The organism is Wolbachia endosymbiont (group A) of Myopa testacea, assembly GCF_964027115.1.
In the GTDB taxonomy this organism is placed as follows: domain Bacteria; phylum Pseudomonadota; class Alphaproteobacteria; order Rickettsiales; family Anaplasmataceae; genus Wolbachia.
Genome location: NZ_OZ034729.1, coordinates 751,138 through 770,974, shown reverse-complemented (window position 1 = coordinate 770,974; position 19,837 = coordinate 751,138). Strand labels below are relative to the sequence as shown.

The following is a 19,837-nucleotide window of genomic DNA, read 5'->3' as shown; positions in this document are numbered from 1 at the left end:
CTTATGTATTCTTTTTTAAATTTTCTTCTGCAAAATCCCAATTAATCAAATGGTCAAGGAAAACTTTTATGTAGTCAATTCTACGATTTTGACAATCTAAATAATAGGCGTGCTCCCAGACATCCATAGTGAGTAATGGAACTTGACCATAAATTAATGGCAAATCTGCATTTGGAGTTTTGGTGATTTTGAGCTTTCCTTTTTCGAGCACTAACCATACCCATCCACTACCAAATTGGCTTACTCCATGATTGGCAAATTCCCCACAAAACTTATCAAAACCACAGATATCATCTTGAATTTTTTTTGCCAGAAAACTATCATCTTTAGGTTTACCACCACCATTCTTCTTCATTGAATTCCAATAAAAAGTGTGGTTCCAAACTTGCGCTGCGTTATTAAATATGGGAACTTTATCGCTATTACCATGCACTTTTGTTATTATTTCCTCAATTTTCACATGTTGATAATTTGTATTTTCAACCAGCTCGTTGAGTTTATTTAAATACCCTTTATGGTGCTTATCATAATGAAAATCTAAGGTTTTTGCAGATATGTAAGGCTCTAAAGCTGTTTTATCATATGGTAATTCAGGTAAAGTAAAACTCATGACAATCTCCTTATTTTTGACCTACTTGGATGGTATTGTAATATGTGCTCTTGTGCAACATATAATTAATAGCTAAAACATTAGGTATCTATTGCATTATTCTAAATTATACTACAATAATAATTATTATATAAGCCATAGAAACGGATTAAATACAAAAACTTACTTGACAAATTCCGCCAGCCCCCTTATCATGGCATTAAGGGTATTTATGACTCAAAACTTGTTTTTGACCTGCAGGCTCAATGACAAAATTCAGGGTATCTTTTGGCAGATTACATAAAATTATAGCGGCTGCATGTCTTTTAAAATTTTTCTACATTCAGCCAAATCGCGCTTAAACTAAGCGTCAGCAAATTATTACAGCGCCAATTTAAAGTATTAGAGAGTCAAACTCGCTGCTCGGGGTTTCTTTTGCCTTTTTTTTACTTGGTAAATTTCTTAACGTTTGTAGCTCTTGAGTATAAAAAAAAATTCCTTTAATAATAAGGCATGCTAATCAGGAATTTAATCAAACAAGCGACTAAAGTAGGAAGCAGTGAAAATGCAATACGATATATTGAGTATCTCTATCAATTTGAGAAGTTTAGAAACACATTAAACCTCACTTTATCACTAATAAAGCAAAATAAGCTTTCGTTTGAAATATACCAAGAGGGATTAGTGGATATGGAAGAAGGGGTGTGTAAGACAATCAGGTCTTCCGGTGTAAATAGGTATGTTATTGTGCTGAGAAGGTCAAATCCATACATTATAGTGCATGAACTTTCACATATGGTTGAAAATGAGCTTAACTTGAGCCTAGAGCAGGAATTTCTCCATAAGGTTTACCAGGATATTGAGCAGAATTTAAGGCAAGCAAATGTTCTTGTGCAGAAAATTATTAGCCAAGTTATATTTAAGGAGATACAAGCTTATCAAACTGCAAAGTCACGCGCATCTGAATTGTTTGCACGCTATTTTGAGCTATTTGCTTGGGCAAAAGAGGTTTATCCTAAGGATAAAGAATACTTAATTCGCACTCAAGATTTAAACAAAGTGTTCCTTGCTACTGATCAATGGAAAAAGAGCTGCCTGGATCCACAAATGATGGATAGAATAGATAAGGAAATCAAGGAATACAGCAATAAAACTGCCACTAAAGACGTAACCAAAGTACAAAGCAGTTGGACTAATAAATTTTCTCCTGGGGGCAAAAAAATTAGCTCTATATTTGGAGATGACAATTAGCTTAGTATAGCTAGTGCAGGTTTTCCTACGTCATACCGCCGCGGTGCTAACACGTAGCGGAATGACGGTTGTCGGTAAATCTTTTAGCTATAGAAGTTAACTTTGCAGTTAACTTCTACAGCGTTTCAAGGTATAGTTTTTATAATAAAGTGCTCGAATATACATGAAAACCATTTTAGCTGTTGAAACAAGCTGCGATGAAACTGCAGTAGCGATTGTAAATAGTGACAAGCAAGTCCTTGCTCACGAAATTCTCTCCCAAGCAGAACACAAAAAACGCGGTGGGGTGATCCCTGAAATAGCGTCACGTGCTCATATGGAGCATTTAAGTGGTCTAATAAAAAGCGCCGTGGAAAAATCTAACCTTAACTTTTTTGATCTCAATGCAATTGCAGCAACATCAGGACCAGGACTCATAGGTGGATTAATAGTTGGTACAATGATGGCTAAAGCAATTGCACATGTAGCGCAAAAACCGTTCATTGCAGTGAATCACTTAGAAGCGCATGCATTAGTTATTAGGTTACTGCATGAGGTGAAATTTCCGTTTTTAGTCCTACTAATATCAGGTGGTCACTGCCAATTTTTAATTGCACAGGATGTAGGTAAATATATTAAACTCGGGGAGACACTTGATGACTCGTTAGGAGAAGCATTTGATAAAGTTGCTAAGATGCTGGGTTTAAGCTATCCCGGAGGGCCATTAATTGAAAAGTTAGCTAAAAAAGGCAATGGTGCAAGATTTAAACTGCCAAGGGCGATGATAAAACGTTCTGGATGTAACTTTTCGTTTTCTGGAATCAAGACAGCAGTAAAAAACTTAGTGCAGAAACTCGAAATGAGCGAGCAAGATGTGTGTGATGTGTGTGCTTCGTTTCAAGAGTGTATTAGTGACATACTGCTGGACAGGGTTAGTAATGTGATTATTATGGCCGAATCTTTAAATATCAAAATCAATGACTTTGTGATTACCGGCGGAGTTGCAGCAAATAATTTTTTGAGAGAAAAACTGAAAGAACACATAAACTTAAACATATTTTTCCCCCCTAATAATCTATGTACAGACAATGCAGTAATGGTTGGATGGGCAGGAATTGAAAGGTTACAGAAGAATTATATAGATCCACTTAATTTTGCACCAAGACCTAAGTGGGAGTTAGAAAGTTATTAAAAACTCTCAATTCTGAATTAGGTAATGAAGGAAATATTAACTATACTTCTTTTTACCATTGTTTATATTTCCTATTTACATATATTAATATTTTATTCACTTAAAGTAAGCTAACTGCCGTTATTAATATTTTTGTAATAAAAATTGTATATGGTGCATGTAATCAAATTAAGAGGAAGATTGTGGAAATTACGCCATCAATAAAAAAAGAATTGAAGCAAAGTACTCTATATATTTGCCTAGAAAAATGCAAAAGTGCATTTTGGTTTATCTTTTGGTTTAGTGCGGGAATCAATTTATTAATGTTATTTCTACCACTTTATACCTCTCAAGTGCTTGATCGGGTGATATCAAGCGAAAGTGTATCAACACTAACTATGCTGACAATTATCACTTTATCTGCATTTGCATGTTCTGCAATGCTTGAAACTTGTCGATATTTAGCCATGGCAAAAATAGGTGATTGGATCGATAAAACTGCAACACCAGATCTGATAGTAAGGTCAATCAGGCTAACGTCAGTGCAGAGCTCAACTTCAAGTGGTGAAGCAATACGAGATCTCGGGGTAATAAAAAATTTCATTACAGGAAATGGTATATTCTCACTGTTTGATACTCCATGGTCGTTAATTTACCTTGTTGTGATTTTCATGATACACACCTCCACGGGGTTTATAGCTATTGCTGGAATCATTATATTAGTCTCTATGGCAATATGGAATGAACTTGCCACTAAACGAATATTACAAGAAACCAACGAAGAAACTATACGGAATATCAATGCTATAGATGTTGCAACAAGAAATGCAGAAGTAGTTGAAGCTATGGGCATGTCAGAATTCATAGTCTCTGATTGGTGTAAACGAAATGATCAGAATCGAGCAATGCAAATTAAAGCACAAAATCGCTCTAATGTAATTACTGGAATCACTAAGTTTTTGCGCTCAACTCTGCAAATATCAGTAATTGGAACAGGTGCATTACTTGCAATTACAGCTCATAAAACTGCTGGTAGCATCATCGCTGCTTCAATTTTAATGGGTAGAGTATTAGCACCATTTGACGCTGCGGTTCATACTTGGAAGTTTTTAAATCAGGCTAGAATGTCATATGGAAGGCTACAAAGACTTATATTAACATCGCCAAAAAGAGAGCAAACGATGGCTCTACCAGAACCTGAAGGAAAATTGGAATTTGATAGAGTATTTTTTACTCCTTATGGAAGCAATAAGCCAACAGTAAAAGGAATATCATTTATTATAGAACCAGGGGACGTAGTAGGTGTGATTGGTACAAGTGCTTCTGGTAAATCCACTATCGCAAAATTAACTGTTGGTGTATGGAAGCCAATATCTGGTGTAGTCAGACTAGATGGCGCTGATGTATATACTTGGAATCGAGAAAATTTTGGTAATTATGTTGGCTACTTACCTCAAGATATTGAGTTATTTAACACTAGTGTCAAAGCTAATATTGCTCGCATGAGACCAGATCCAAATCCTGAAGAAATAATCAAAGCAGCAAAAATTGCAGGAATGCATGAATTAATACTAAGCTTACCAAATGGATATGATACAACAATAGGAGGTCCTGGAGGAGTAACGCTCTCTGGCGGTCAAAAACAGCTTCTTGGACTTGCCAGAGCTTTTTATGGTCATACAAAACTTTTAGTACTTGATGAACCAAACGCTAACTTAGATAGCAATGGAGAGGCATGCTTAATTAATGCAATTGGCATTGCAAGGAAGCAAAATACTACTACTGTTATCATCACTCACAAGCTACCGTTATTGTCCGTAGTTGATAAGGTGATCCTCATGTCAGATGGTGTCATTTACGCTATGGGACCAAAAGATGAGATTTTGAGCAAATTAGTTGCTCCATCATCAAATACCACAGAAGATGAGCGCTCTTCAGCAAATGGTTAGTTTACTTACACTAAATTCTGTATCTGAAATAACAACTGTTCCAGTATTACTAGAAATGTTTACCATTAGAAATAATATTACAAGAATAGTAAATAGATTAACAACTCCTATTAATTAAAGTTAATCGGCAGATAGAGTATATTTCTAATTAATGAGTTTTCTTAATTTATTAATTAAATAGTTTAATATTAGTAGTGATTTTATAAAAAAATTATAATATAAATAATGTTGCTGCGAAAATTTATAACAATATTTCCCTCTAACGTTTAATGAATTTCAATAAATTGCCTTTTTAATTCTAGATAAGTATATGCTTTGTTAATATGTTTAGTTCAAAATCCAAAAGTAAGTTTATGCTTTCTATTGGAGAAGAAGGCATAATGTTACTATATTTTAAAAATAATACTTTAAATAAAAGGTATTTTGTTAAGGGCAAAAACGATAAAGCAGTTTCCGATTTAATTTCATGTCTTTCATCAGACAAAAAAGCACCTTTATACCTGGTGCTTAATCATGCAGATCAAAATTACTCGCTACAGTTTATTACAAGGGCAAACAAGATTAGTGCCTATCTATCAGCAAAAACAAAGATGGAGCATTTTTCTCGTAATAATGACATAAGTTCAGTTTTTTTGGTTGAGAAGCCAAACAAATTCAATCAAAACTGGTGCTATCTTCTTGTTTCATCAAAAGCAAAGCATTTAGTAGAATATTGGTTGAATGTGTTTATTGAGATAGGCTCCAACTTTAAGGGAATATTAATGTTTCCTATAGAAATAAGTAATATAACAAAAAAGATTCTACATAAAGATCCTAATAATTGGAAAATTATAGTTGCTGCAACTAAAACGGGAGGCTATAGACAAGTGGTTCTTAAAGAGAATAAAATGATATTTACGCGTTTAGTACCATTTATTAATGATAATTTACCAGGAATTATTGCTGGTGGAATATATCAGGAAGTGCAAGATACTATTCGATCCTTAACTAAGTTTGGGTTTGAAAAAAATAACCCTATCGACCTTTGCATCATAGTGTCAGAAGATATTAAAGCTAGTTTATCAGTCATAAATTTTTCAGAGAACAGTGTGAACATATTAACTCCATATGAGTTATGCAAACTATTAGGAGCAGAACTAGCTATAAGTGAAAAAGATAACTTTTGCGATACCATAATTTTGTTTCACAGCTTTAAGAATAAATTAGCAGCTATTTTTAATACAAAGGAAACTAAAGAATTTTATCTATTCAATTATCTTTATTTAAACTCTCCTCAAATTTTTCTATACTTCGCTTTGGTTTTAGTTGTAATTAACGCCCTTTGTTTGCTAAATTTGTATTCAAACTTCAGTGTCGCTGATAATTTATCCGCAAAGCAGAGCACCTTAAATAACCAATTAACAAAACTTAGCCAAAGCTATAATGTAAAAAAAATAGATGAAATTTATGATTTTATTAATATCAATAATATTTTATCAAAAATAGAATACTCTCCTCTCACACAAGTTAAGTATGTAGAAAAGTTAAAAGTACCAGGTATAGAGCTTCGATCATTTGAATGGAATTATCATGAGGCAAAAAGTTATATTACCACAACTTTAAGGTTTAATTTTCGATCCGGTAAAAATATTTCCTATCAATACGAGAAACTACGAAAAAATTTAAACGATAATTTTCGTACCTATGACATTAATATTTCTAACTTACCTGCTGCTAAAGGGCAAAATCTATCTATTGATGTTGAAATAGGAGAGGCAATGTAGATTAATGACTATCTCTCAATTAAAAAGAAAAGCTACAATTCAGTTTATATCGTATTTGTTATTATCTGTTGGATTAATAGGGTTATTAACATATGTTGTTATCTATAACGAAAAGGTTTATAATAAAAACCAAATTGCGATTGATAAAATACGTTCTATTAATTTACAGATTACTGGAATTCAAAAAAAGGAAGTTGTTCTAAATAAAAACCTAGATTTATGGAAAAAAATTTCTTCTTCAAATTTACACAGTAGCAGATACATTGCAAATTTAAATTTCGAGCTTAGCAGGTTATATAAAAAGTACTATATATTAGAACCTGAAATATCAATTTCTATACCCGAAGAAGTTGAGCTCCACAACAAAAGTGAACGCACAAAAGTAATAAAAAGTGAAGTGGTCTTAAATTTAAGTTCAATCAGCGATAAGCATATTTTTTTATTTCTACAGTCTATTCCAAATCTGCCCGGTTATGTTATGATCAAATCTCTTATTTTAAACAAGCAGAGAAATATTGATGCTGTAACTATGAATCAAATTTTGAATGGTAATATGATAGAGATAGTGAGAGTTAATATAGTCTTTGATTGGTATACTATATTAAGTAGATAAGGTGATGAACATAAAGCTGTTTTTTATTTTTACGCTACTCATTTCCAATGTTAATGCATATTGCAGTTGTGAAGATATCATAGAAAGCATAGAAATTTGTAAGGAGTATTCTTGCCGACAATATATTGGCAATGAAGATTTTATTGAGCATAAAATATTAGGATTAAATAGTGGAAATTTATGCGTATATATAGAAAAACAAGGTGATGATGAAATGGTTTGTCATCATTCTCAGTATGGAATGATGATAGAAAAAAGATATTTTGAAAGTATTCTTAAAGTTGGCAATCAAGAAATCGATGATTTTATTGATATAGCAAATTTGCGTGCAAAAGAGTGTTTCTTTATTAACAATCAAAAACTAAGCTATACAGATCGGGACGATATAATAAGAGAAGCAGTGGAAAGTGACTTTGACGTTTTGTCACAATATAGTAACGTAAAAAGCATTTTTTTTGATGAAGAGCCAGTTAATAGAATGGTCAATGAAATGGAAAAGTTCAATTTACGGTCTTCAAGAGCTGCAAAAGAGGAGGTATCAGATAATTTCAACTGTAAGGTAGTGAGTTTAGACTCAATTTTATATCTTTCTTCCGATACATGGAAAATATGGGTAAATGGAAAGCTGTTTATAAATACTAAGGACTTAAAGGTGCACTCAGTCACTGAAAATTGTGTGACTTTTGTATGGGCCGTAGATCAAAAAGCAATAAAAAAGCATGCGAATGATTCTCAAAATGTATATCTTGGACATGGGAGTGTTATGTTTACGCTTTATCCAAAACAAAAATTTGACTTGGATAGCTTATCTATTAAATAATTTAGTATATAGCCAAAGTGACTTAGGTTTACCGACAATTTGAAAAACCGTCATCCCGCTGCTCGTTAGCGGGATCTCAACATAGATACCGCGGGTGGGTAGCTATATATGCGCTTGTAGCTCAGTTGGATAGAGCGTTGCCCTCCGGAGGCAAAGGCCGTGGGTTCGAATCCCTCCAAGCGCACTTTTAATTAAATTTGACAATAGTACTTTCACATAAGATAATAAAGGGATTTATTTAGAGTATAATTATGTCTGGTGGTACCATAAACAAAGTCATATTAGTTGGTAATTTAGGAAAAGATCCTGAAATTAGGACTACACAAAATGGAAAAGAGATGGCAAGTTTTTCAATAGCCACGTCTGAAAGTTGGACTGACAAACTTTCCGGTATGCGCTCTGAAAAGACAGAATGGCATAATATTGTAATTTTTAGTGAAGGATTAGTAAAAATCGTCAAAGATTTTGCACGCAAAGGCAGTAAAGTTTATGTTGAAGGTTCTTTGAGAACTAGAAAATGGACTGACCAAAACGGTAGTGAAAGATACACAACAGAGGTGGTTCTATATAATTTTAATAGCGCTCTTACTCTCTTGGATTCGCGACCAAATTCCGATTACAAGCCAAGTGAATACAAGCAAAATGAAACAGAACAAAAAAATAAGCACGAAAGTTTTGACAACGATATAAAAGATGAACTAATCGACGATGAAATACCATTTTAACAATTTAAATTGAAATTTACATTTTTATGGACTGCTTGTGTTACTCCTTTTAATTGCAATGGGGATGACATAGATTACCGCAGTTTGCAGCGTTTACTTACAATACAAGCTGAAGCTAAAAATGGCGTAGTGTTACTGGGTAGCACAGGTGAAGGCCTATCGCTTACTGATTCTGAAAAGCGTACATTAGTTGAATTTGTATGTAAGCTAAAATTAAATACGAAAATTATAATTGGTGTACCAGGAGTGAATCTATATCAAACTCTTGAATGGCTTGATTTTTGCAAGGGTATGCCTATTCATGGCTATCTAATGACAACTCCCATTTATGCAAAGCCCGGAATTATGGGGCAGACTTTATGGTTTGAAAAGCTGCTTGAGAAAGCACATGTGCCGGCTATGTTTTACAATATTCCATCGAGAGCAGGAGTGAGTCTTCACGCTGAAACTGTACGCAACTTATCCAGCCACGAAAAATTTTGGGCTATCAAAGATTCAAGTGGCACCGTTGATACTTTAGCTCAGTATAAGAAAGTTGCTCCAAATATTGAGGTCTTTTGCGGAGATGATAACATGATATCCGATATGGCCGCTTATGGTGCGGCTGGTCTGGTTTCCGTTGCTTCCAATGTTTGGCCACATGTAGCACATGAATATGTTAAGCAATGCCTACTGTCATTCCAGCACGTAACTAGAAAAAAAACAACTCCTCAAATGACAGGAAATGACATGAAAAGTTCAACAGATATCTGGCAACAAGCTTGCAAAGCTCTATTTATTGCCAGCAACCCAATACCCACTAAAGCACTTTTGCATGATATTGGTCTTATAGAACATCAAACTGTCCGCCTACCACTCAGCACAGAAGACTTGCCTTCTGTTGAGATATTAAGGCAAGCCAATAAAATGATTCTTGGATGGAAAGAACTGACTAATGACTAGGGCTAGGAACACAACCTGCACTAGCACCATTAACTTTCACACCGCTGTCAACCGAGCTATCTGGTTGTTCTCTGCTTTCAGTTTCTATTATCAAATTGCTTATTCTTTCAAAGTGATCCTCTAATTCTTTTACAAACGGGTCTTCTTCTAAAGGGCGAAGATACTCCTTTTCACCCTATTCCTTATCTATAGGCTTTTTGCGGGTGGCATATGTTGAACACTTTCTTTCAGTACTTGGTTTGCCCTTACATTCTCTTTCTTTTTGGTAATCTATAGGATTATGACCATTTGCATCATCAACTCTCATGCCGTGGCCGACCATACCTGGCGGTGGAGAAGAAGGGCATTTAGTTTTGCTATCAGGACCAGTATGGTTACCTGGTGGTATTGGTGGAGAAGAAGAGCGTTCAGTTATTTTACTCACAAGTTGCATAACAATTGCATTTGCTATTAGAGTCAAAATAGTTATAGCTATAGGTGATGTGACACCAAGAGCAACTAAGCCTGCTCCAACTCCAAAAGAAACCACAGCCCCTGCTATAAGAGGTAAAACACACTTACTCAATTTATCAAACAATTCAGCTTTTTCATTTATCTTTTTTTGGTCATATATATTACCATATATTTTATCGAGAGAGCTTCTATCTATAAGCAATAAAATGCCAACAAGCGTACACGCAACTAGCGGGAGCATAGAGCCAATCATCCCCCCTGCGATCAAAGGCGGTAAACTAGGACAATATTTAAGAGCTGTGATACTAGCTATAAGCCCTACAGACCCTATGGCTATTGCTGCATATGATGCAAACTTTTTTAGGTTTACCGACGATTTGAAAAACGACAAATTCGTCATTCCGCTACTAGTTAGTGGAATCTATGGCGAGATACCGCGAATGAATCGCGGTATGACGTGTTGCTTGGGTCAGCTATAGGACCTGTACCAGCACCATGACCTTACCCAGAAAAAATGGAGAGAAAGAAAGGAGTTTTTTTGTGGTAATGACCCTACCCAATCAATCCGTAACCGTTCACAGATTTCCACTTAATTCTTCAATCTCACTAATAGAAAGGCCAGTAAACTTGACAATAGTGTTGACATCAACATTATTAGCCAGCATTGCTTTTACGACTTCAATTTTTCCTTTCTCTATACCTTTTTCTATACCTTTCTCTTCAGCAAGATCAAGTCTGTATTCAAGAATGGCTTCTTCTTTGCGTAGATCCATTATTCTTTCTTCGTAAGCTACTAAATCTTTTTCGTTCCAACGAAACTTATCTAACTCATCATATGCTAGCTTTATTATTGGTGCCTTTTCTGCAATTTTCTTTAGATCTTCATCTGTCGTTTCTTCAGCATATTTAAAGAAAAATAGCCAACGATCTACTATGCTTTCTAGCTGTTCTACTTTGCTTTTTGTAAATTTAGGTAACTCAATAAAGATAAATTGAAAATCTTTTAAGTAATGGCCGTTGGTTTTTATATCACGTATATTATGAGTAGAGATATAACCAACTTCTTCAGGAAGTAAGTTACAATTGGAAATAGCAATAAAGAAGACTTTCTTTAAATCAATGTAGTTGCCAGATTTATCTAATTGTCTTGAGTAAGCCTTAGCAGCATATAGTTGAGCGCGTTTCTCAAAACCTTTATCACGAGCCAGTTGCATCTCAATCACAAACCTATTACCAATAGAATCCTTGCAGAGAACATCAACAATACTTTGTTTATCAGAGGCAATTTCGGGATCCATGATAGTACTTAAGAATTCTACTTCTTGTATTGCACTTGCCTCAGCAAATCCTAAAATATCGTTCAAAAAGTGAATAAGGATATTCTTATTTTTTTCCGTTCCAAAGATTTTTTTGAAACACAAATCATTGCGAGGATCGAGAAATTTTGAAAGAGCCATAATGCTTGGAAAATATTAATAATTATACACTATTATTAACAATTATTCAACTATATTTTTGAAGATAGCTAGTTTCTATATTTACTTTAAATTGAAGAAAGCTCAAATGAAAGATCGTATTTTTCACAGAATGCAGTCTGGTTACTATATAATTTTTTGATTTTCACTTTTTTTTTAACCTTGCAATGATATTTTCTTTGCCGATAAAAATTAATAATTTAGCGAGCTCTGGTCCTGTTTCTGTTCCTGTTAAAGCTGAACGCAACTGCATAAATAAGTCTTTTGCCTTTATATCCACTGTCTGTCGAATAGCTTTTACCCACTCTGATAATGTGTTTTTGTTACAATCGCCTTGAGGCAATGCATTGAACGCAATTTTTATAAGCTCCTTATCAAGAATCACAGGCTCTATATCAGATTTGCATATTTTCCACCACTTGGCCACCTCAGAAAACCTTTCTATATTTTTCCTTATAAAATACCAAAACTCTGAGGAGCCCACTCCAATTTGATTTAAACGTTCTTGTACAATTTCAAATGACATTTGTTGCAGCACTTTGCTATTTAGCTTGTATACTTCACTCAAGCTGAATTGTGCAGATGCTGAGCTAAATTTTTTAATATCAAATGAGTCAATTAAAGACTGTATGTCAGCATGAGCTTCTATCGGATCAGATGTTCCAAGTTTTGCTAAATAGCTAGTTAGCGCCATTGGTTCAGTCTCATCTTCTCTTATGGACTTGATATCCAGCCCGCCTTTCCGTTTCGATATCTTGCTATCATCAAAATGTAGTAGAGAAAGGTGAGTAAATATAGGGATTTTCGCTTTTAATGCTTTAATCATTTGGATCTGAACTGCGGTATTAGTTACATGATCTTCCCCACGTACAACATGGGTTACATTAAAGTCAACGTCATCAATAACAGAAGGTAGCATGTATGTATAAATTCCATCTTCTCTTTTTACCACAGGATCGCTGATGTGACTTGTTGCAATATTTATTTCACCTTTAACTTCATCATTCCATTTAACAACTTCATTTCTATCCAATCTAAACCTGAAATGTGGTCTTCGTCCTTCTTGCTCATAATGGATTTTCTCTTGCTCAGTTAGAAGCAATGCACTTCTGTCATAAACAGGAGGAAGTCCTTGTTTTAATTGCAACTTTCGTTTAATTTCTAACTCTTCTCTTGTTTCATAGCATGCATAAATATGCCCTTCTTTTATTAACTGCAAGAACACCTCATTATAGCGCTCAAAGCGCTCTGATTGCTTAAAACTTGCATCCCAATCGATACCAATCCATTTTAGGTCTTCTATGATATTATTTATATATTTGACATCTGAACGCTGAAGGTCAGTATCATCAAAACGGAGTAGAAATTTTCCATTTTGATTACGTGTGTACATCCAACAAACCAAAGCAGTTCGTACGTTTCCTACGTGGAGATAGCCAGTTGGGCTTGGAGCGAATCTTGTTAGCATTTAAATAGCAATATTGTAAAATAATAACTTATTTACTCTAATTTATTTTAATTTTATATAAATATACGGCTAAAGCAAGTGAGATCTGCTAATACAATTGAGCAAGAGAAGAATAAGTATGGCTATAGCATTGTGGCACCTTTGATATTTGATGGATTAAGACCATATGATAAATTCAAGAAAATTCACAACTTGACGACAAAGGCTAATGTAGCATTATATTGATATCATGACTAACTTAGAAAAGATGAGAGAAAAACTGCAAGATCAAATAAATTATCATAATGTTTTGTATCACCAAAAAAATAAGCCAGAAATAAGTGATGCTGAATATGATGAACTGAAGAAAAAGTTAGCTGAAATAGAGGCACAATTTCCAGAAATTTATGCAACACAAGATAGTGTTGGTGCTCCACCTGATGAGAGGTTTTCTAAGGTGGAACATCAAGAACCTATGCTTTCTCTTGAGAATGCTTATGACGAACAAGATGTAGAGAAATTTTTGTCTAAAATAAAGAGGTTTTTAATTGAGGACAAAATAGAGATATTATGTGAGCCAAAAATTGATGGGTTGTCGTTTTCTGCAATTTATGAGGATGGGAGATTTGTTAAAGCTGCAACTCGAGGTGACGGTTTTTTAGGGGAAGATGTCACTCACAATGTTGCAACAATAAAAGGCTTTCCTAAGTTTTTGCAAGGTGTGCAAGGTAGATTGGAAGTAAGAGGTGAAATATACATCAGTAACAGCGACTTTTTAAAGTTAAATGAAAACGATGAATTTGCCAATCCTCGAAATGCAGCTGCTGGTTCTCTAAAGCAATTGGATGCAAACATTACAGCAAGTAGACCACTTAGATATTTTGCTTATTCTTTGATTGGTGGAGCAGAGAAAAGTCAAAGTGAAATACTAAATAAGCTTGAGGCACTTGGTTTTTGCGTAAATGAGCATCAGTCCTTAACGAGTAGTTTGGATGGAATGCTGAAGTTCTATAACGAGGTCTATAATTGTCGCTATAACTTGGATTATGATATTGATGGAATAGTCTATAAAGTAAATGATTTGGTACTACAAAATCGTCTAGGGAATACTCACAAAGCACCGCGCTCAGCACTTGCATACAAGTTTTCTGCGGTTTATGCAAAAACAAAGTTAAATAAGATATTTATACAGGTGGGCAGAACAGGGGTTTTAACTCCAGTTGCAGATTTAGTGCCAGTCAATATTGGTGGGGTGCTAGTTAGTAGAGCAAGTCTGCATAACCAAGATGAGATAAAACGTAAAGACATAAGAGAGGGAGATATTGTAACAATCAAAAGGGCAGGAGATGTAATTCCCCAGATCATTGAAGTGAACAGAGATTCTCGTCTTCCAAATACACCTGAATTTGTGTTTCCTGGAGTATGCCCTGAATGTGGTAGTAAAGTACGTCAGGTTGAGGGAGAGGCGGCAGTAAGATGTCCTGAGGAATTTGCCTGTAAAGCTCAAATAATAGAAAAACTAAAGCATTTTGTATCGAAAGATGCATTTGACATTGTTGGCCTTGGTGATAAGCAGATAGAGTTTTTTTACAACCTTGATCTGATAAAACAAATCCATGATATTTTTATTTTAGAAGAAAAATTGGATGAATTTAATCTGGAAGGACAGTCTGGCTGGGGCGAGAAATCTATAGCTAATTTGTTAAATTCTATACAAAGCAGAAGGGTGATAACTCTAGATAGGTTTATATTTTCTTTAGGTATTAGATTTATTGGCCAAGTTGCAGCAGAATTGCTTGCAGATTATTATGTTTCTTATTATAATTGGTATAATTCGATGATTGAACTGTCATCAGATAATACTGAGCTAGTCGGTATAGACGGCATAGGAAAAAAAGGGGCTGAATCTTTGGAATCATTTTTTTCTAAGGAACATAACATCAAAATGTTAAATGATCTTACTGCTTGTCTTCAAATTCTTCCTGTGAGCTCCAACTCTAGTGACTCTATTTTAAATAATAAAATTATAGTGTTTACTGGTAAGCTACTTGCTATGAGTAGAGGAGAGGCAAAAGTAAGAGCCAAAACTCTAGGAGCAAAGGTCAGCTCACATCTTTCTGCTAAAACTGACTACCTAATTGCAGGAGAAAAACCAGGATCCAAATATAAAAAGGCAGTGGAATTAGGTGTAGAAATTTTAGATGAAGACCAGTGGCATAAAGTGATAAGTTCGGGAGTGTTCAAATGACACTTGGATTGTATATTAAATCAAAGTTGCAAGACTATAATGAGCAAGCTGTTAATTGGATTGATTGGGTAGGGTCATTACCACAAAAAAACTCCTTTCTTTCTCTCCATTTTTTCTGGGTAAGGTCATGGTGCTGTTACAGGTCCTATAGCTGACCCAAGCAACACGTCATACCGCGATTTATTCGCAGTATCTCAGCATAGATTCCGCTAACAAGTAGCGGAATGACGAATTTTTGTTTTTCAAATTATCGGTAAACCTAAGTCACTTTAGCTATAGCTATCTTCAAAAATATGGTTGAATAATTGTTAATAATAGTGTATAATTATTAATATTTTCCAAGCATTATGGCTCTTTCAAAATTTCTCGATCCTAGCAATGATTTGTGTTTCAGAAAAATCTTTGGAACGGAAAAAAATAAGAATATCCTGATCCACTTTTTGAACGATATTTTAGGGTTTACTGAGATAAATGCAATACAAGAAGTTGAGTTTCTTAGCACTATTATGGATCCCGAAGTTGCCTCTGATAAACAAAGTATTGTTGATGTTCTCTGCAAGGATTCTCACGGAAATAGATATATAGCAGAAATGCAGCTCGCTAGAGACAAGGGCTTCGAAAAACGCGCTCAATTATATGCCGCTAAAGCCTACTCAAGACAATTAGATAAATCTGGCAACTACATTGATTTAAAGAAAGTCTTCTTTATTGCTATTTCCAATTGTAACTTACTTCCTGAAGAAGTTGGTTATATCTCTACTCATAATATACGTGATATAAAAACTAACGGCCATTACTTAAAAGATTTTCAATTTATCTTTATAGAATTGCCCAAATTTTCAAAAAGTAAAGTAGAGCAGTTAGAAAGTATAGTAGAAAGGTGGTGTTTCTTTTTTAAATACGCAGAAGAAACAACAGAAGAGGACTTAAAAGAGATAGCAGAAAAAGCGCCAATAATAAAGCTAGCATATGATGAATTAGACAAGTTTCGTTGGAACGAAAAAGATTTAGTAGCTTACGAAGAAAGAATAATGGATCTACGGAAAGAAGAAGCCATTCTTGAATACAGACTTGATCTTGCTGAAGAGAAAGGTATACAAAAAGGTATAGAGAAAGGAAAAATTGAAGTCGTAAAAGCAATGCTGGCTAATAATGTTGATGTCAACACTATTGTCAAATTTACTGGCCTTTCTATTAGTGAGATTGAAGAATTAAGTGGAAATCTGTGAACGGTTACCTATATGTTTTTGCTGGCAAAAATTCTCTAATGGTCTTAAATAAAACTTTCAGTGAGTAATTGTCAGACATGTTGTGCTCTGCTGATTTCATCAAGTATACTTCAACATCGGTTGACTTAATTTTTTCAGCTAAATTCAATGAAGTTTGATAAGGAACATCTTTATCATTAATGCTATGCAATAAGCGCACAGGACAGTTTATATCTATTGCTTCTCTGTTTAAAAGAAGGTTCTTTCTGCCATCTTCGATCAAATTTTTAGTTATTTTGTATGTACAATGCTCTGAAGTAAAATCTATTACACCTTTAGAACCTAGTTCTTCTTTTTGCTTGCCTGACAATTGCTTGAATATCAAATCTTCAGTAAAATCAGGAGCAGACGATATGCCGATTAATGCTGCAATTTTTTCTGGAAATTGAAGGGCAATGAGCAGCATCAGCCATCCTCCCATACTTGAACCTATAATTATTTGTTTATCGCTAGTTAATTCACTTATCACTTTAGCACAATTTTCTTGCCAATCACTTATCGTGTAATCAATAAAATCACCACTTGAATGACCGTGACCAAAATAATCAAATAGCACAAGTGCTATATCGTTTTCTTGGCAAAATTTGTAAATAGCAGTTGCTTTAGTTCCATCCATATTAGATGCAAATCCACCGAAAAAAACTACAGAAGCTTTCTTTCCTTGTAGCTTTCGATATGCTATGTGACCATTATTTCCATCATTACAATAATCCATACTACTTTGGCAAAGCAACCGGGTTATCACTCAATTGACGCAAATAACTAACTAGATCTGCAATTTCTTGTGGATTGGAAATACCTGCAAATGCCATACGCGTACCTTTTATATAGGCTTTTGGGTTCTTTAAGAAAGCAAATAGCTCCTCATACCCCCATTTTCCACCTCTTTCAAGCACTGCTTTTGAGTAATTGAATGAGTTACCAAGATGAGCCTTTTTGTTTCCAACTACGTTCCATAAGTTTGGTCCTACTTTATTCATTCCACCTTTCTCAAAACTATGGCAGGCTATACATTTCTTCCCTGCTGACTTGCCTTTTTCAAAGCTAGCATTCTGCATGAGCGCTCCAATATCGAGCGCCACTTGCTCGATTTTTTGCTGGGACTCATTGTTACCAGCAGCTACTATCGTTTGGTGTTCAATCTTATATTCCTCTGGACTATACAGCATATCAACTACGTTGCTGACTATCATAATGATTAGCCCAGAAAGTAAAATCGATGCTGCAATCTTATTAAGCTCCATAGTTAATTTTTATCAATTAATGTTGCTTAAATTATGCAAATATTTTCGCAAATAGCAACCAATTACCTTGAAGCTCGCTAAAGATGAGAGTCTCTAGCTACAAATATTAAGAAATTTACCAAATGAAAAAAAAGGCAAAAGAAACCCTGGGGTTATTATCCGCTTTAAAATATTGGCGTTTTTTATGTTTTAAACGCTTGACAAGCGAGATTAAGCTGCTTTTAATTGCAACTAACCTACGCTGCAAATGTTTAAGAAATTTACCAAGCAGAAAAAAAGACAAAGAATCCCCGAGTTAGCTAGTCTTTTACTATCTTTGTCGAGTATTGGCATTTTTTGATGTCTTGTAACGCTTTGTAAGCGCGTTCAGCTTATTTAGATAAAAATCTAGATGTAGATGAAGTTTTGTAAAGACATACAGTATCTATATACTGCAAAAAATTGAACATAAGACGCCAATACATTAAGTAATCCTTACCTTTTAATCTGCAGATTGGCGAAAACAAATACAATAGCTTCAGTTTCATGATAAGGGGACTGGCGGAGTTTGTCAAGTGGTTTTTGTAGCTCTCATGGTTTTTGGATTCTAACGTCACACGCTGGGATGATACCAGTTGTTACTCAAACAACAGTTATGCAAGAGATCTGATTACATCTAAGCTAACAATGGACCACTAGATATATTACTAACTACGTTGACCTGACTCAATATTTTATTAGTGGGATTGAAATAATTTTCTATAAATTCCTTATATATAGCTGTTAATTTGTGTATATCATTTACTAATACGCATTCGTTTATCTGATGTGCGGTTTTGTTGATTATACCAAATTCAATCACTGGACAAACATCTTTGATAAACGCAGCGTCAGATGTGCCACCACTTGTGCTCAGCACAGCATCAATACTGGTAACTTTATTTATCGCATCAAGCATAATATCAGTATTTCTATCAGGAGTAGAGAGGAAAACGTCCCTGCTGCTATGCATAGAAAGTTTATAATCGTTAGTTACACTGGAGCATATTTCATCAATCAGCTTATATAAGCCGTCAGGTGTTTGTGTATCGTTATATCGAATGTTAAAACGTGTAGTTGCTGAACTAGGTATTAGATTGCTAGTATTATTTCCAACATCGATAGTAGTAACTTCGCAATGTGAAGGCTGAAAATATTTATTACCATGATCAAAAGTAGTATTTTTTACCTTACTCAATATCGATATTACCTTATATATTGGATTATCTGCTAGTTCTGGGTAGGCAACGTGTCCTTGTTTTCCATGGCAAATTAATTCAAATGTTACAGAACCTCTTCTGCCTATTTTTATGGTATCACCTAATTTCTCACTACTGGTTGGTTCGGCAACTACACAAAAATCTATCTTTTTTTGCTTACTTTTCATCCATTCCAAAACTGCCTTTGTTCCATATTCTTCCGTGCTTTCTTCAGCACTGGTAATCAATGCACTTATCGAACCATTAAATTGAAACTTTTCTGCAATTAAATTTGCCATAGCAGCAATAAATGCAGCTATTCCGCTTTTCATATCAGCTGCTCCTCTTCCATATAGCATTCCATCTCTAACTTCTGGATTAAATGGACCAAATGCCCAATCTTTTAACTGACCCGGTGGTACAACATCAACATGCCCAGCAAAGCACAAATTTGGTACTCCATTTATATATTTCGCATAAAGATTTTTAACTTTAGTTCCATCATCACCAAATTCTAAAATCTCACAGTCAAAGCCACTTTTCTTGAAGATTGTTGCTATATGCTCTATTGCCCCGCCGTCCCTTGGTGTTATACTCTCAAAAGAGATCAATTTCTTAGTTAGCTCTACAGGGTCAATTTTCATGTCAATCTTAAAATACTTATATTGCTATATTGTAAACAC

At 34.6% G+C, this 19,837-nt stretch carries 19 protein-coding genes and 1 tRNA gene; 13 read left to right on the top strand and 7 right to left on the bottom strand.

Features of this window, described 5'->3' with window-relative positions:
* Position 1: 1 nt before the first annotated feature.
* Entirely contained in the window at positions 2-610 is a 609-nt protein-coding gene (locus tag AAGD91_RS03865) for a superoxide dismutase (RefSeq protein WP_341820675.1), read from the bottom strand.
* Between the two features lie 492 nt (positions 611-1,102).
* Between AAGD91_RS03865 and AAGD91_RS03860 the strand changes: the two genes are divergently transcribed.
* The 10 genes from AAGD91_RS03860 to dapA all read left to right on the top strand — a co-directional run bounded on the left by AAGD91_RS03860 (position 1,103) and on the right by dapA (position 9,802).
* The gene (locus AAGD91_RS03860) at positions 1,103-1,840 is read left to right on the top strand and encodes a hypothetical protein (RefSeq protein ID WP_341820674.1); all 738 of its coding nucleotides are present in this window, start codon (positions 1,103-1,105) and stop codon (positions 1,838-1,840) included.
* A gap of 163 nt (positions 1,841-2,003) precedes the next feature.
* Positions 2,004-3,011, top strand: coding sequence for a tRNA (adenosine(37)-N6)-threonylcarbamoyltransferase complex transferase subunit TsaD (gene tsaD, locus AAGD91_RS03855; protein ID WP_341820673.1), 1,008 nt, complete (start codon positions 2,004-2,006; stop codon positions 3,009-3,011).
* A 182-nt stretch (positions 3,012-3,193) separates the two neighbouring features.
* Positions 3,194-4,939, top strand: a complete 1,746-nt coding sequence (locus tag AAGD91_RS03850) for a type I secretion system permease/ATPase (protein ID WP_341820672.1) — start codon at positions 3,194-3,196, stop codon at positions 4,937-4,939.
* Positions 4,932-5,057 (top strand): hypothetical protein, encoded by a 126-nt coding sequence (locus tag AAGD91_RS03845; RefSeq protein WP_341820671.1) that lies wholly within the window; start codon positions 4,932-4,934, stop codon positions 5,055-5,057. Before AAGD91_RS03850 ends, AAGD91_RS03845 begins: the two co-directional genes overlap by 8 nt.
* A gap of 205 nt (positions 5,058-5,262) precedes the next feature.
* Positions 5,263-6,702 (top strand): hypothetical protein, encoded by a 1,440-nt coding sequence (locus AAGD91_RS03840; protein WP_341820670.1) that lies wholly within the window; start codon positions 5,263-5,265, stop codon positions 6,700-6,702.
* Positions 6,703-6,706: 4 nt separating this feature from the next.
* Complete coding sequence (locus AAGD91_RS03835) at positions 6,707-7,315, top strand: hypothetical protein (protein WP_341820669.1); 609 nt, start codon at positions 6,707-6,709, stop codon at positions 7,313-7,315.
* 4 nt (positions 7,316-7,319) lie between these two features.
* The gene (locus tag AAGD91_RS03830) at positions 7,320-8,135 is read left to right on the top strand and encodes a hypothetical protein (protein ID WP_253309204.1); all 816 of its coding nucleotides are present in this window, start codon (positions 7,320-7,322) and stop codon (positions 8,133-8,135) included.
* Between the two features lie 110 nt (positions 8,136-8,245).
* A tRNA-Arg gene (locus AAGD91_RS03825) sits at positions 8,246-8,319 on the top strand.
* 67 nt (positions 8,320-8,386) lie between these two features.
* Complete coding sequence (gene ssb, locus AAGD91_RS03820; RefSeq protein WP_096616007.1) at positions 8,387-8,860, top strand: single-stranded DNA-binding protein; 474 nt, start codon at positions 8,387-8,389, stop codon at positions 8,858-8,860.
* A gap of 9 nt (positions 8,861-8,869) precedes the next feature.
* Complete coding sequence (gene dapA, locus AAGD91_RS03815) at positions 8,870-9,802, top strand: 4-hydroxy-tetrahydrodipicolinate synthase (RefSeq protein ID WP_341820668.1); 933 nt, start codon at positions 8,870-8,872, stop codon at positions 9,800-9,802.
* A 175-nt stretch (positions 9,803-9,977) separates the two neighbouring features.
* On the opposite strand, the gene AAGD91_RS03810 is transcribed toward dapA, so the two are convergent.
* The 3 genes from AAGD91_RS03810 to gltX all read right to left on the bottom strand — a co-directional run bounded on the left by AAGD91_RS03810 (position 9,978) and on the right by gltX (position 13,198).
* Positions 9,978-10,655, bottom strand: a complete 678-nt coding sequence (locus AAGD91_RS03810; RefSeq protein ID WP_341820667.1) for a hypothetical protein — start codon at positions 10,653-10,655, stop codon at positions 9,978-9,980.
* A gap of 175 nt (positions 10,656-10,830) precedes the next feature.
* A complete protein-coding gene (locus AAGD91_RS03805) occupies positions 10,831-11,712 on the bottom strand; it encodes an Rpn family recombination-promoting nuclease/putative transposase (RefSeq protein ID WP_341820666.1) in 882 nt (293 codons plus the stop codon).
* A gap of 163 nt (positions 11,713-11,875) precedes the next feature.
* Positions 11,876-13,198: a glutamate--tRNA ligase gene (gene gltX, locus AAGD91_RS03800; protein ID WP_341820665.1), complete on the bottom strand. Its 1,323-nt coding sequence runs from the start codon at positions 13,196-13,198 to the stop codon at positions 11,876-11,878.
* Positions 13,199-13,276: 78 nt separating this feature from the next.
* Between gltX and AAGD91_RS03795 the strand changes: the two genes are divergently transcribed.
* From AAGD91_RS03795 to AAGD91_RS03785, 3 genes are all read left to right on the top strand, one after another.
* A complete protein-coding gene (locus tag AAGD91_RS03795) occupies positions 13,277-13,423 on the top strand; it encodes a hypothetical protein (protein WP_264329277.1) in 147 nt (48 codons plus the stop codon).
* Between the two features lie 4 nt (positions 13,424-13,427).
* On the top strand, positions 13,428-15,425 hold the full coding sequence (ligA, locus tag AAGD91_RS03790) for an NAD-dependent DNA ligase LigA (RefSeq protein WP_341820664.1): 1,998 nt from the start codon (positions 13,428-13,430) through the stop codon (positions 15,423-15,425).
* A gap of 347 nt (positions 15,426-15,772) precedes the next feature.
* A complete protein-coding gene (locus tag AAGD91_RS03785) occupies positions 15,773-16,654 on the top strand; it encodes an Rpn family recombination-promoting nuclease/putative transposase (RefSeq protein WP_341820663.1) in 882 nt (293 codons plus the stop codon).
* A gap of 4 nt (positions 16,655-16,658) precedes the next feature.
* Here AAGD91_RS03785 and AAGD91_RS03780 read toward each other — a convergent pair whose 3' ends face one another.
* From AAGD91_RS03780 to dapE, 3 genes are all read right to left on the bottom strand, one after another.
* Positions 16,659-17,408, bottom strand: a complete 750-nt coding sequence (locus AAGD91_RS03780; protein WP_341820662.1) for an alpha/beta hydrolase — start codon at positions 17,406-17,408, stop codon at positions 16,659-16,661.
* A gap of 1 nt (position 17,409) precedes the next feature.
* A complete protein-coding gene (locus AAGD91_RS03775; protein WP_341820661.1) occupies positions 17,410-17,937 on the bottom strand; it encodes a cytochrome c family protein in 528 nt (175 codons plus the stop codon).
* 655 nt (positions 17,938-18,592) lie between these two features.
* Positions 18,593-19,798 (bottom strand): succinyl-diaminopimelate desuccinylase, encoded by a 1,206-nt coding sequence (gene dapE / locus AAGD91_RS03770; protein ID WP_341820660.1) that lies wholly within the window; start codon positions 19,796-19,798, stop codon positions 18,593-18,595.
* Positions 19,799-19,837 lie beyond the last annotated feature (39 nt).